General features: G+C 61.2%; 11 protein-coding genes, 1 tRNA gene and 1 pseudogene. 10 read left to right on the top strand and 3 right to left on the bottom strand.

Going from position 1 to position 14004, the window contains the following annotated elements; translation table 11 throughout:
- Positions 1–63: 63 nt before the first annotated feature.
- Positions 64–785, top strand: a pseudogene (locus KQ659_RS06825) (IS5 family transposase); the annotation flags it as partial.
- A 444-nt stretch (positions 786–1229) separates the two neighbouring features.
- Here KQ659_RS06825 and KQ659_RS06830 read toward each other — a convergent pair.
- Positions 1230–1301: transfer RNA gene (locus KQ659_RS06830), tRNA-Glu, on the bottom strand.
- A gap of 315 nt (positions 1302–1616) precedes the next feature.
- Here KQ659_RS06830 and gap point away from each other — a divergent pair.
- From gap to KQ659_RS06850, 4 genes are all read left to right on the top strand, one after another.
- Positions 1617–2624, top strand: a complete 1008-nt coding sequence (gene gap, locus KQ659_RS06835; protein WP_216689510.1) for a type I glyceraldehyde-3-phosphate dehydrogenase — start codon at positions 1617–1619, stop codon at positions 2622–2624.
- Between the two features lie 170 nt (positions 2625–2794).
- A complete protein-coding gene (locus KQ659_RS06840; RefSeq protein ID WP_216689508.1) occupies positions 2795–3664 on the top strand; it encodes a diacylglycerol/lipid kinase family protein in 870 nt (289 codons plus the stop codon).
- A gap of 109 nt (positions 3665–3773) precedes the next feature.
- Positions 3774–4109, top strand: coding sequence for a translation initiation factor (locus KQ659_RS06845; RefSeq protein ID WP_216689506.1), 336 nt, complete (start codon positions 3774–3776; stop codon positions 4107–4109).
- Positions 4110–4168: 59 nt separating this feature from the next.
- Positions 4169–4615, top strand: a complete 447-nt coding sequence (locus KQ659_RS06850) for a DUF1622 domain-containing protein (protein WP_216689504.1) — start codon at positions 4169–4171, stop codon at positions 4613–4615.
- Here the strand turns inward: KQ659_RS06850 and kdsB are convergent.
- The gene (kdsB, locus tag KQ659_RS06855) at positions 4612–5361 is read right to left on the bottom strand and encodes a 3-deoxy-manno-octulosonate cytidylyltransferase (RefSeq protein WP_216689502.1); all 750 of its coding nucleotides are present in this window, start codon (positions 5359–5361) and stop codon (positions 4612–4614) included. The genes KQ659_RS06850 and kdsB overlap by 4 nt on opposite strands.
- Before the next feature lie 183 nt (positions 5362–5544).
- On the opposite strand from kdsB, the gene KQ659_RS06860 reads away from it, so the two are divergent.
- The 5 genes from KQ659_RS06860 (at position 5545) to KQ659_RS06880 (ending at position 11370) form a co-directional block, all read left to right on the top strand.
- Positions 5545–6483: a DPBB and LysM peptidoglycan-binding domain-containing protein gene (locus tag KQ659_RS06860; protein ID WP_216689500.1), complete on the top strand. Its 939-nt coding sequence runs from the start codon at positions 5545–5547 to the stop codon at positions 6481–6483.
- Between the two features lie 150 nt (positions 6484–6633).
- Positions 6634–7386, top strand: a complete 753-nt coding sequence (locus KQ659_RS06865; protein ID WP_408610774.1) for a TIGR02757 family protein — start codon at positions 6634–6636, stop codon at positions 7384–7386.
- An 84-nt stretch (positions 7387–7470) separates the two neighbouring features.
- A complete protein-coding gene (locus tag KQ659_RS06870) occupies positions 7471–7974 on the top strand; it encodes a transposase family protein (protein ID WP_216689496.1) in 504 nt (167 codons plus the stop codon).
- Between the two features lie 133 nt (positions 7975–8107).
- Positions 8108–8410, top strand: coding sequence for a transposase family protein (locus KQ659_RS06875; RefSeq protein WP_226929865.1), 303 nt, complete (start codon positions 8108–8110; stop codon positions 8408–8410).
- Positions 8411–8925: 515 nt separating this feature from the next.
- Positions 8926–11370, top strand: coding sequence for an endonuclease MutS2 (locus tag KQ659_RS06880; protein WP_216689492.1), 2445 nt, complete (start codon positions 8926–8928; stop codon positions 11368–11370).
- A 143-nt stretch (positions 11371–11513) separates the two neighbouring features.
- On the opposite strand, the gene KQ659_RS06885 is transcribed toward KQ659_RS06880, so the two are convergent.
- Positions 11514–13871, bottom strand: a complete 2358-nt coding sequence (locus KQ659_RS06885) for a phospholipase D-like domain-containing protein (protein WP_216689490.1) — start codon at positions 13869–13871, stop codon at positions 11514–11516.
- Positions 13872–14004 lie beyond the last annotated feature (133 nt).

The following is a 14004-nucleotide window of genomic DNA, read 5'->3' on the forward strand; positions in this document are numbered from 1 at the left end:
TTGCTTTGGCAATCGTTTATAACGAAGAAATTATTTATGAGAAGACATGAGATTAGCGATGCTCAATGGCTGGCGGTGAGTCCCCTTTTGTCGGGTAAAGCCACGGATTGCGGGGTAACGGGCAAAGACAACCGCTTGTTTTTCAACGCGGTCGTGTGGATAATGCGCACCGGTTGCCCGTGGGCCGACCTGCCCGAACGCTTCGGCAAATTCAACACCGTGTGCAAGCGCTTCCGGCGCATGGCGACCAAAGGGGTTTGGGAGCGGGCCTTCCAGGCCCTGCAAGCCCCCGAACTGGACTGGGTCATGCTCGATTCGACCGTCGTGCGGGCGCACCAGCATTCAGCGGGCCAAAAAAAAGTAACGCCGCCACCGAGTGCCTCGGACGCAGCCGCGGGGGCATCGGCACCAAAATTCACGCCTGCGTGGAGTCGCTGGGCAACGCCGTGCGGCTGATTGCGACCGAAGGCCAGGCGGGCGACAGCCCGCAGGCGCTGCCCTTGCTGGCGGACCTGCAGCCGGGCAAAGTGCTGGCCGACACGGCTTACGACAGCGACGCAACCCGCGCCTATTGCACCGAAAGGGGCATCGAAGCCGTCATTCCCAGCCATCCCAACCGGGTAGAACCCTTGGCAATGGACGAAGAAACCTGCCGCGACCGCAACAAAGTCGAGCGCTTTTTTGGCCGCCTCAAGCAATACCGCCGCCTGGCCACCCGCTACGAAAAAACCGCCGTTTCCTTCCTCGCCTTTTGGTATATTGGTGCTACGCTAGATTGGTTTAGATAAATAAATAAATCTTTTATTGTCCTCACGCTCTAGGCGGTCGGACCGGTTGCCGCGAGAACGGCGCCAGTGCTTGTTGGGCCGATGCCAACGGCAACCGGTCCGGCCGCCTAGGGCGGTCGGACCGGCGCAACCCGATTTTCTAAACAGCTTCATATGTTCAAAAAATCCTCGTCTGTTCTGGGCGAGGATTTTTTTGTGCGTGTTAGGGGAGGCGTTTCAAACCCCGGCACCTGATTTTATGCAGCAGCTGCGCCGCTCTGCCGGAAAAGCTGTCGCTCATCGCAACCAAAGCCGCTTTTCGAAGCGCTGCGGCATTTCGTGCTTCGTATCAGCTGGCACAATTGAAGCCGCATGAGCATTGTAACCTTCGCCCAGCTGTTGCCAGTGATGCTATTGGGTACAATAAAAAAGGCCCTTACATTGCTGTGAGGGCCTTTTTAGTAGTCCGTAGGGGAATCGAACCCCTGTTGGTAGAATGAAAATCTACTGTCCTAACCCCTAGACGAACGGACCGTTGTTCGTTTTGATGATGCAAAGGTACGGCGCGCTTCGTTTCGTGCAAGTTCTGGGTGAAAAAAAAGTGCTATTCAGAGCAAAGTACCCTGTTTTTCAGGCTGAAAAATTTTCACGGCGTCCTATCGCGGGGCTGTCGTGGGGCCTGGGACCGGACAACTGCCCGTTGAATCGGGTCGGAGGCCGGAGAGGAATCGGGCTTTATGTAAGGTCGAAGCAGAATGTGGGCTAACCCGCGCCGGTTTGCTATCTTCGCCCCGCGTTTCAACCGGCCGCCAGCGTGGCGGCTGGCCACTAATCCCCACCTGTTTTACAATGGCAAAAATTAAAGTCGCCATCAACGGCTTCGGCCGCATCGGCCGTCTCACCTTTAAGTCGCTGCTTGGCCGCGACAACGTGGAAATCGTTGCTATCAACGACCTGACCGACAACAAAACGCTGGCCCACCTGCTGAAGTACGACTCCGTACACGGCCGTTTCGACGGTACTGTGAGCTACGACGAGGAAAGCCTGACGGTGAACGGCGTGAAAATCGCTGCCCTCGCCGAGCGCGACCCCAAGCTCCTGCCCTGGGGCAAAATGGGCGTTGATGTAGTTTTGGAATCGACCGGCCGCTTCGTTGACGAGGCCGGCGCTGGCCAGCATATCACTGCTGGTGCCAAGAAAGTTGTGATTTCGGCCCCCGCTACGGGCAATATTCCGACTGTGGTATTGGGCGTGAACGAGGAAATTCTCACCGGCTCGGAAACCATCATCAGCAACGCCAGCTGCACCACCAACTGCCTGGCCCCCATGGCCAAAGTGCTGGATGACGCGTTCGGCATCGAGAAAGGCTACATCACCACGGTGCACGCCTACACGTCGGACCAGAACCTGCAGGATGCGCCTCACAAGGACCTGCGCCGCGCCCGCGCCGCTGCCTACAGCATCATCCCTACCAGCACCGGTGCGGCCAAGGCCGTGGGCCTGGTGCTGCCCCAGCTGAAGGGCAAGCTCGACGGCCTGGCCATGCGCGTGCCCGTGCCGGATGGCTCAATGACCGACCTGACCGTTATCCTGAAAAAGGAAGTGACCAGGGAGCAAATCAACGCTGCCCTGAAGGCCGCCGCTGAAGGCCCCATGAAAGGCATCATCGAGTACACCACCGACCCGATTGTGAGCATTGACATCGTGGGCAACCCCCATAGCTGCATTTTCGACTCGGAGCTGACTTCGGCCAACGGTACGCTGGCCAAGGTCATTGGCTGGTACGACAACGAAACCGGCTACTCGACCCGCACGGCCGACCTGATTCAGAAGCTCGGCGAGCAGATGAACGGGTAAGTTTTGATGTGAAAATGTGCTGAATGTGAAAATGTGCGCAACAGCGGATTTTCGGCAAAGCAACAAAAAAGCCTGCCTTTTGGCAGGCTTTTTTGCTTTGTATCCGTAGCCTATACATCCTTCCTTTTGCACATTCTTCCTGTTTTCCGTCTCCTTCATATTTAAAAAAATTGCCCAAAACCTGCTTCGTTCTGAACCCCAAGGCCGGCCCCAGCCAGCGCCACGACATGCCCGCCCTGATTGCGCGGTACTTCGGTGCGCGGGAAACCGACTACGAAATTTGGCCCACGGAATACGCCGGGCATGCTGTGGAGCTGGCCCGCACGGCTGCCGCCGAAGGCTTTGCCGTGGTGGCTGCCGTGGGCGGCGATGGCACCGTGAACGAAGTGGGGAGGGGCTTGTTGGGCACCGAAACTACCCTGGGCATCATCCCGCAGGGCTCGGGCAATGGCCTGGCCCGCCACCTAAAGGTGCCGCTGGGCCTGGCCGATGCGCTGCGCCGGCTGGCCGCGCCCACCTTCAGCCGCATGGACGTGGGCGTGATAAACGGCCACCCGTTCTTCTGCACCGCCGGGCTGGGGTTTGATGCGCACGTGAGCCAGCACTTCGCCCAGGCCGGCTCGCGGGGCCTGAGCACGTACTTGCAGGTAACGCTGCGCGAGTATCGCCGCTACCGCCCGGTGCCCGTGCAGGCCAACCTCAATGGTCAGGAAATCAGCACCGATTGCTACGTGCTGGCCTTCGCCAATGCCTCGCAATACGGCAACAACGCCTATATTGCCCCCCTGGCCGACCTGCGCGACGGCCTGCTCGACGTGTGCCTGATTGATGTCCTGCCCGTGGGCCGGGCCTTCCGCGTGAGCCTGGCCATGGCCCTCGGTACCCTCCCGCAAAGCAAGGCGGCCGAATATTTTCGGGTGCCGCGCGGCCGGGTGGTGGCCGCCGCGCCCATCGGTTTTCACGTCGATGGCGACTACCTGGGCCATGCTACCGAGTTCGACGTAGAGCTGCTGCCGCTGGCCTTGGCCGTGGCGGTGTAGGTCATCTAACAGGTGTCACTTAACATTTAACAAATTTTGGATGATACCTCGATAAACTGATGCCGGCCCGGCTTTCCCGAATTATTAAATGCTAAATGTTAATTATTAAATGAAACAGAACCGTACCGGCGTGGTCTATTCCACCAATCCCGATTTCTCCTTCCAAACCGATGAAGCGGCGGCGGCCACCACGTTGCCCCCCCAGCAGCAGCAGCTGCGCGTGCAGCTCGATAAAAAGCAGCGCGGCGGCAAGCAGGTCACCCTCGTAACTGGTTTTATGGGCACCGACGGGGACTTGCAGGCGCTCGGTAAGCTCCTCAAAACCAAGTGTGGCGTGGGCGGCAGCGCCAAGGACGGCGAAATAGTGGTGCAGGGTGACTTCCGCGATAAGGTGCTGGAAGTGCTGATTAAGGAAGGCTACAAGGCCAAGAAAGCCGGCGGCTGATTCGGCTTCGGGCGTGGGTTTTCCGTATTCCGCCTCGCGTTCCTGCTTCGCTTGCGCCTATGATTTTGCGGCTTACTCCTGTTTTTTCGGCCCTGCCCGAAACGGCCCGCGACGTGACTTCTGTGCACGGCCGGGCCGAAAGCACGATTATCGACGCCGTGCTGTGGCTGAAGCTGGGCGTGGAAACCGTGGGCGCGGGCATCATTGCGCTGGGCATTATCAGCGCGGGCTGGCTGTTGATAAAGGCCCTGAGCCGGGGCCAGACGGCCGATTTTACGGCTATTCGGCTGGCACTGGCCCGGTACCTGGCCCTGGCGCTGGAGTTTCAGCTGGGGGCCGATATTCTTTCGACGGCCATTTCGCCCAGCTGGGAGCAATTGGGCAAGCTCGGGACCATTGCCATCATCCGCACGGCCCTCAACTACTTTCTCTCCCGCGAAATGCGCGACGAGCGCCACCAGACCAACACCGAAACGCCGGCCGTGGCAGACCGCGCCGATAGCTAAACGCCCAGCCGCGCCCGCGCCCGCGCCACATCCTCCGGCGTGTCAATACCGAACGCATCCAGTTCGGTTTCCGCGCAGCGAATCTGGAAACCGGCCTCCAGCCAGCGCAATTGCTCCAAGCTTTCGGCGGCTTCGAGGGGCGACACGGGCAGGCGCGTGAGCTGCGCCAGTACCTGCGGCTGGTAGGCATACAGGCCGAGGTGGCGCAGGTAGCGGTGGTGGGCCAGCCACTCGGCCGGCTCGCGGCCGCGCTGGTAGGGCAGGGGGTGGCGGCTGAAATACAGGGCGTGGCCCTGCTGGCTGAGCACCACTTTGGGCAGGTGCGGGCTGAATAACTCTTCCGCCGTGAGCACCGGCTTCACCAGCGTGGCAATGGCGGGCGCGGTGGCGGCATCGGCGAATAAATCGGCCAGGGCGTTGATTTGGGCGGGGTGAATGAACGGCTCATCGCCCTGAATATTGACGATGCAATGCACGTCGGCCGGGCTGCCGAGCTGCTGGAAGGCCTCCCACAAGCGGTCGGTGCCGCTGGGGTGGTCGGGGTGGGTGAGCACGGCCTCGCCCCCAAAATCCTGTACGTGACGCAGGATGCGCGCATCATCGGTGGCCACCACTACGCGGGCCAGGTTGGCTTGCTGGGCCTGCCGCACCACCCGCTGAATCATGCTCTGGCCGCCCAAATCGACGAGCGGCTTGCCGGGCAGGCGGGTGGAGGCAAAGCGGGCGGGAATCAGGCCAAGTACCATGGATGGAAGTGGGAAGTGAGGAGCGGGAAAATGACTGCCAACAAGCCCCAAATAACGGAACTGGGCAGGGTTGAAACCGGCCGGGTTCAATTTCCCACCGGTTATTGCGTTATTTTGCCTCGCGGGCTGCCTGAGCCGGCGCTTCCGGGCGGGGGCAAAGTGAATTTTGGAAGGCTATTTTCTATGACTGTAATTCTTTCGTTGCTGACGCTGCTGGCCCTGGGCGGTCCCGGTCCGGGCAAACCCGGCCACGCCAAAAGTGCCCCTGCCGACTCCATTGGCCAGGAAATGCGCGGCGGCCAGCGCTTCGTGAAGCACCGCGTGGCGGCTGGCGAAACCCTCACCGCCCTCACGCGCCGCTACCACGTCACCCTGGCCCAACTCACAGAGGCCAACCCGCAGATTAAAAACGGGCTCGGCGTGGGCCAGATTGTGTACGTGCCCCGCCCCGCCGCCGGCCGCGCTACAACTGCTGCCGCGCCCGATAAAACCCCCACGGCCGTCGCGCCCGTGGCCGTGCCTGCTCGCTACACCGTGGTGAAGGGCGAAACTCTGTTCGGTATTGCCCGCAAGTTTCAGCTCACGCCCGATGAGCTGATTAAACTCAACAAGCTGCCCGCCGGCGGCACCGTGCGCGTGGGCCAGCTGCTCATCCTCACCGGCACGGCCGAAACCGCTGCCGCCCCGGCCACCGCCAAAACCGCGCCCGTGCGCCCCATTGAGGTAGAAGCCGTGCCCGCCACGCCCGCCAAGGCCCCGGCCCCCGATAAGCCCGCCCAGGTAGCCACCGTGACGCCCGACCGCGAGGAAGAAAAGGAGGACCGCACCCCCAGCCGCGCCAGCGAAGTACTGGCCCGCGTGGTGGAGTCCGGCCTCGGCGCGCCCATCGAAAAGAGCATTACCGATAAGTACCTTGCCCTGCACAAAACGGCCCCCGTGGGCACCATCATGCAGGTGAAAAATGCCATGAATGGCCTCTCGGTGTACGTGCGCGTCATCGGCAAGCTGCCCGATACGGGTGAGAACAACAACGTGCTGGTGCGCCTCTCGCCCCGCGCCGTGCAGAAGCTCGGCACCGCCGACTCCCGCTTCCGCGTGGAGACGAATTACATCCCGCAGTAGGGCTGGTCGTTCAAACAGAACGTCATGCAGAGCGTAGCATCTTGCCCGCAGTAAGTAATTCATTCGATTGAGTTAGTTGCTGCGGGCAAGATGCTTCGCTGCGCTCTGCATGACGGGCCTTACTCCTCCCACCCAAACGCTGCCATTCCCGTGAACATCGCCCAGCTCCGCCGCCAGCTCGATGCGCAATACGAGCGCTACAACCGTCCCGAGTTCATCAAAAACGACCCCATTCAAATTCCCCACCGCTTCACCCAGCGGCCGGATATTGAAATCGCGGCCCTGTTTGCGGCGCTATTGGCCTGGGGGCAGCGGCCAACCATCATCAATAAGTGCAACGAGCTGCTGCGCCGCATGGACGATGCCCCGCACCAGTTCATCACCCAGCACCAGGACGAGGACTTGAAGAAGCTGCTCGGTTTCTGCCACCGCACATTCTGCGATACTGATTTGCTCTATTTCGTGCATTTCCTGCGCCATTGGTACGGGCAGCACGACACGCTGGAAACCGCGTTTCTGGTGGGCCACACGCAGCGCGAGCGGCTGATAAACTTCCACAACCATTTCTTCAGTCTGCCCGATGCGCCCCAGCGCACCCGCAAACACGTGGCCACGCCGGCCCGCAAATCGGCCTGCAAGCGGGTGAACATGTACCTGCGCTGGTTGGTGCGCCGCGACGAGCACGGCGTGGATTTCGGCCTCTGGACCCGCCTCTCGCCCGCCGACCTCATCATGCCCATCGACCTGCACGTCGAGCGCCAGGCCCGCCCCCTGGGCCTGCTCACCCGCAAGCTCGTGGACTGGGAAGCGGCGGAGGAACTGACGGCTAACCTGCGTTTGCTGGACCCCAGCGACCCGGTGAAATACGATTTCGCGCTCTTTGGGGCGGGGGTGGATAAGTGATACTCAAACCAATGGCAAAGCAATAATGCTGATGCGGTAAAGCTAGTTTATGTTATCCCGTGAGGCGAGGCCGTATTTTTGAGGATGAATTATGTGGCCCTGCGCGAGCGGCCGACGCAGTTTTTGGCCTTGACCAGCCTGCTGCCCGCCGAATTTGATGACCTGCTCACTGACTTTACGCCCCGTTGGGAGCGCTACCACCGCTACCATACCCTCGACGGCGACCGGCGGCGCATCCCGGCGCACCGGGAACGGGCCAACGCCACCTTAGCGGGCACCGGCACGAAGCTTTTTTTCTTGCTGACCTACCTCAAAACCAATTTCTTGCAGCAGCACCAGGCTGCCAGCTTCGGCGTGTCGCAGACCCGCGTGAGCCGCCTGGCGGGCCCCTTGCTCGACGTGCTCAACCAGACGCTGGCCGCCCGGCACCTGCTGCCCGTGCGCGACGGGGCGCAGCTGGCCCAGCGCCTGGCCGCGCACCCGGTGAAGGTCTTCACCTGCGACGGGGTGGAGCGCGGCATTCCGCGCAACGCCGACCGGGCAGCACAGGAAGAAGAGTACAGCGCCAAAAAAAAGTCCACGCCCTGAAAAACATCACCTTATCCGACGATACGCAGTACCTGCACGATCTTTCGCCCACCGAGTCCGGGCGGGTGCACGACAAAAAAAGGTCGACCTCTACCCCCTGTGCCTGCCGGTCGGCAGCGTGCTGCGGCAGGATTTGGGCTTCCTCGGCCATCGGCCGCCGGGGGTGCTCATCGAGATGCCCCATAAGAAGCCGCCGAAAGGCGAGCTGACCTTTTCCCAGCTGCTCTACAACCAGTTGCTCAGCTCATTGCGGGTGGTCATTGAACACGTCCACAGCGGCATCAAGCGCTTACGGATGGTCCGCGACAAGCTGCGCCTACGCGGCGACTGGTTTCGCGACACCGTGATGGTGGTGGCTTGCGGACTGCACAACCTGCGCGTCCGCAGCCAACACCGGGCTTATCTCACACACGCACCCGCCAATCTTGACAAGTAGACTTGTTGCGTAATGTTTGTGCTCAAAATCAGCCTATTACAGGCATGAAATCGCGCTAATTTTATTGGCAATGTGGCTTAGACGTTCTCTTTGCAATTTTTGTCGGTTTTTATTTTTGACATAATTAATTAATTATCAAGGCTTTTTGCTTCGCAACAACTCTATTATATAAAAATGAATGTGTGGAAATTATAGTCGGGGCCAAAGCTACGGGCCGGCTTGGATAAACGCTATATGCCGGTGCTTCCGGCCACAGGTATTTTTTGACTTTCTGGTCCTATTGAGAGCGAAGCTTTTCATTAATCCGATATTCTGAGCGTCTGTCAGCCTGAGCGGAGCGAAGGACCTTCTCAAGTTTGCACCTATCGTTCGGCGGTGATAAGGTCCTTCGCTCCGCTCGGGATGACAGACGCTCATGAAACAGCATCAACTTGAGCGGCCTCCCGCGAATCTTTCCCGCCCCGCTCGCTGTTTACCTTCGTACCCAATTCTGAAATCCCGCAAAGCTCAATTTCTTGCTGTTACCCCAACACTTCGAACAAAAAATCGGCTTCACCACCCTGCGCGAGCAGCTTGAGGCCAATTGCCTTTCCGCCCTGGGCCGGCACTACGTGGCCCGCATGGAGTTCCAGCCCAAGCACGAGCCCCTGCTGAAACTGCTCCAACAGGCCGACGAATTCACTTACCTGCTGCGCTCCGGGGCCGATTTTCCGGCCTCGCACTACCACGATGCCCAGGCCCACCTCAAGCGCGCCGCCCTGCCGGGCGCCTACCTCGACGTGGCCGCCTTCTTCGAGGTAAAGATGAGCCTGCGAACCATCCGGCAGGCGTTGAGCTTCTTCTCCGATGCCGACCCCGGCCTGTACCCCTCGCTGCGCCTGCTGGGCATCGGCGTCCAGGTCGACCGCAATTTGCTGGCCGCGCTGGACAAAGTGGTGGACGACGACGGCGCGGTGCGCGACGACGCGAGCCCGCTGCTGCGCCAGATTCGGCAGGAGCTCATTGCCCGCCAGGGCCAGCTGCGCAAGCAGATTGCCGGCATCCTGCGCCACGCCAAAAACGAGGGCTGGATTCCCAGCGACTCCGAGCCTACGATACGCGGCGGGCGGCTGGTGCTGCCCGTCATCGCCGAGCACAAGCGCAAGGTGAAGGGCCTGATTCACGACGAATCGGCCTCGGGCCAGACGGTTTACATCGAGCCGGAAGCCGTTTTTGAGCTCAATAACGACATCAAGGACCTCGACAATGCCTATCACCGCGAGCTGATTCGCATCCTCACGGCCCTCACCGACCAGCTGCGGCCCCACATCCCGGACCTGCGCAAAGCCTATTCCTACCTCGGGCTGATTGACTTTATCAGAGCCAAAGCCCGGCTGGCTGTCACCCTCGACTGCCGCCTGCCCGTGCTGCACAACAAGCCCCTGCTGAAGTGGGTGAAAGTGCGCCACCCGCTGCTCCAGCTGGCCTTTGCCCAGCACAAGCGCGACACCGGCGACCCCCGCGAAGTAGTGCCCCTGGACCTGGAGCTGAACCACGAGCAGCGCATCCTCATCATCTCCGGCCCCAACGCGGGCGGCAAATCGGTGAGCCTGAAAACCGTGGGCCTTGTGCAGTTTATGCTGCAGATGGGCCTGCTCATTCCCTGTGCCGACAACTCCGAAGCCGGCGTATTCGAGGATATTTTCCTGGACATCGGCGACGAGCAGAGCCTGGAAAATGACCTTTCGACCTACTCCTCGCACCTGCTGGCAATGAAGCAATTCATGCTGCTGTCCGGTAAGAAGAGCCTGGTGCTGATTGACGAATTCGGCACCGGCACCGAGCCCAGCCTGGGCGGGGCCATTGCCGAAGCCGTGCTCGACCAGTTGAACCGCAGCCGTGTGTACGGCGTCATCACCACCCACTACACCAACCTCAAGAACTTCGCCGAGCGCACCCCGCACCTCGTGAACGGGGCCATGCGCTACGACCCGGAGAAATTGCAGCCGCTCTACCGCCTCGAAGTGGGCAAGCCGGGTTCGTCGTTCGCCATCGAAATAGCCCGCAAAATCGGCCTGCCGAAGGAGGTAGTGGAACGTGCCACCCAGCTGGTGGGCAAGGACAAAATCCGCTACGACCGCCTGCTCGAAAGCCTCGAAAAGGAGAAAACCGAGCTCGAAACCCGTACTGCCGAGGCTGCTAAAGCCGAGCGCCGCCTCAAAAGCGCCGCCAAGGAATACCAGGACCTCAAGCAGCACCTCGAAGACACTAAGCTTGAAACACTGCGCACGGCTAAGCAGCAGGCCAAAGCCTTGTTGGTGAACACTAACCAGCAAATCGAAGCCACCATCGGCGAAATCCGGCGTGGCAATGCCGACAAGGAAATCAACAAGGCCGCTCGCGAGAAGCTTGATAACTTCGTCAAGAAAGAGCTACAAATAGAGCCGCCCAAGCCCAAAGCCACCCGCGAGCGCGCCGAGGCCGGCGACCTCAAGCCCGGCGATAAAGTGGCCCTGTTCGGCCAGGAAGGCCACGGCGAAGTAGTGAGCGTGAAAGGCCAGACCGCCGAAGTCATGTTCGGTGGCATGAAGACGCTGACCAAGCTCGGCCAGCTCGAAAAGCTGGGCCGGGCCGAAATCCGCGAGCGCGAGCAGGCTGCCAAATCCAAGAAATCAAAGCTCAGCGGCGGCAGCTCCGGCGGTGGCAACGGTGTGAACATCACTGACCGCATGGCCGGTTTCAGCCCCACCCTCGACCTGCGCGGCGAGCGTGCCGAAGACGCCCTCACCAAAACCATGAGCTTCGTCGATGACGCCGTGATGCTGGGCATGCCCGAAATCAAGCTCCTGCACGGCCGCGGCAACGGCGTGCTCCGCCAGGTGGTGCGCAACTACCTCCGCTCCCAACGCGCCGTAGCCAGCGTGGCCGACGAGCACGCCGACCGGGGCGGCGATGGCGTGACCATTGCCGTGCTGAAGTAGGGGAGAACGGTTTTATGACAGACCGTCCGTCATGCAGAGCGTAGCGAAGCATGACGGTTCAGATAATTTTCTGACGTTCACCAACAATAAAAAAGGCGGCTCCCGATTCGGGAGCCGCCTTTTTTGTATCAGTTTCGCGCAAGCTATTCCACTACCACGCGGCTCGTCTGCACGGCCTCGGGAGTGGTTACCTGCACCATGTACAGGCCCGATTTCAGCGACGTAGCGTCGATGTTCAGGTCGGTGCCGGTGAGGGGCTGGGTCTGGGTGAGCACCACGCGGCCGGTTACGTCGCGCAGCACGATGGTGGCGGTGCGGGCCGAACTGCTGGCCAGGTGCAGCTGGAAGCTGCCACGGGCCGGGTTGGGGTAGGCTTGCATTGTGCTGGCCTGCACGGTGCCGGCGCGGGTGGCCAGTACCAGGCGGCACACCGTGAAGGCCGTGGTGTTTTCGGCGATGCGGGCGGCGTACTCCTGGTAGTAGCGGTTGGTCACGCGGGCATCGTGTACCACCAGCGTGTTTTCGTCATTCTCGGTGTCGGCCGAAGCCGTCCAGTTGTGCGAGCCCACGAATACCGTGGGGTCCGACTGGCTGGCGCCGGCATCCACAATCAGCGTTTTGTGGTGCATGATGCCGAAGCCAGCCGCCGTACGCTTGATGATGAGACGGTTGCCCAGGCCGGCCTGCGCGAGGCGGAAGGCGTAGCCGGCCGTGCCGCTGGTGTCGTTCACGAGGCCGTCGGAGCAGCCCGTGATGCCGCGCTGGGTGACCTGGTTGGCAATGGCGCGGCCCAGGTCGGCACGGGTCACGAGCATGGACTCGAAGTGCAGGTCGTTGTCGGCCGAGGCGATGGCGGTGAGCAGACGGGCGTTCACGTTGTCGGTGGGCGAGAAGTACGACTCGACCGATTTGCCGCCAATGTTGAGGATGTGCGGCGTGTTGTCGGACTTGCGCGAGCCAAACAGGCTGGTGCCGGGCGTAGCCGTCTGCGAGCCCCACATCTCATTGAACTCCACCGCGTAGACGCGGGCCAGTGATTGGTCCTGAATGGCAATCACGTTGTTGGCGTCGGTGGTGAGCTGGGCCGGGGTCCAGTTCATAGAGCCCGTCCACACCCACGGCACGTTGGGGTTGGTGCTTTCGGCATCAATAATCACAAACTTGTTGTGCATGATGCTGCTGCCGCTGCTGCCGGGCTGGGCCGGCCGGGGTACGCGGGGAATAGAAGCCAGCAGCTGGCCCACGCTCACGTTGGCGTTGTCGTCTTCGAAAATAACGCGCACCTGCACGCCGCGCGTCTTGGCGGCATTCACCGCGTTCAGAATAGTCGTGTTGTTCCAGTTATAGATGGCAATGTCCAGCGTCTGGGTGGCGCGGTTGATGTAGCGCACCAGCGTATCGGGGGCCGCGCCGTTGAGCATGGTCACGGCCGCATTGCCGGGCAGGGCCAGGGAGGCATCTACGGTCCGGTTGAAGAAGTTTTTGATAACGCCCGACGACAGCGAAGCCGTAATCATGGGCACCGCGCGCGACTCCGACCGGCCCACGCTGTTCACCGACACGGCTTGCACGTAGTAGATGGTAGCGGGCTGCAGGCCCGTAATAACCTGGCTATGAGCCGTGGTAAGGGCCGTGGAACCCGGCACTGTCGTGAACGTGCCGGTAGGCGAGGTTGAGTACGACAGGATGGTATTGCCGGCGTTCTGGGTGTTGAAGCTGACCGTGAAGCCGGTGGTGGTGATGTTGGAGGGCACCGGGCTGGTGGTCAGGTTAGGCGTGAGGCCCTGCACGAAGTCGGCATATTTGCGGCTGAGCATCTGGTAGCCGCCCACAATGCTGGTGGCCGAAGGCGAATACTGGCTCATGATGCCAATGGCATCGAAGGTACCCGTGGGGCTGGGCTTGCCAATGAGGCCATCGGGGCCGTTGGAGTTGGTCGGTACATAGTTGACCAGCGTGGTATTGTTGTTCAGCCGGTAGGTGGTGTTGGCCGTGAAGGCCGATACCGCGCCGCCGCCGGTAGTATTCACCGAGGTCAGCCCGTTGATGCGTACCAGCATGCCTTCGTACTGCTCGGCGTAGGCCGAAGCAGCCTGGGCCGCCGTGAACACTACCGGGGCCGGCACCGGCCGGTTGCCAGCCAGCACGGTGAGGGAGGCAATGGGGTCGATTTCGAGCAGGCCGCGATACATTTTCAGGCTGCCGGTTACTTCAATGCTGTCGCCGGGAACCAGCGGCGCCACCAGCGGCCCCGTGGCACCGCCCGTCGTGTACACGGCAATGCCCGCCGTGCGGTCCTGGATATAACGAACGATGCTCACCGTGGAGCCCAGCTCGTCGCCGTTGGTCACAATGCCGCGCACCGTTACGGTGGGGCCGGCCACGTTGTTGGCCGTGGGGGCCTGAGCGCGGGCCGCCGCAATGGTGATGGCCGTTTGGGCGGAAGCCGCGTGCCACGACGTAGCACACGCCAGCAACGCCAGCAGAGTAAGTTTCTTCATAAGAAAACTAGAATGTAAAGAAATGATTAAGTTAAAGTTGAAGCACTGGGCCGAAATACAAAGATGCTGAATTTTGGGCAAACCAACGCCCGTGTCGGGCCGCCGGTTTGCGTGGCGGCCCAACACGGGCGTT

It is taken from the genome of Hymenobacter siberiensis (assembly GCF_018967865.2).
Taxonomy (GTDB): Bacteria; Bacteroidota; Bacteroidia; order Cytophagales; family Hymenobacteraceae; genus Hymenobacter; species Hymenobacter siberiensis.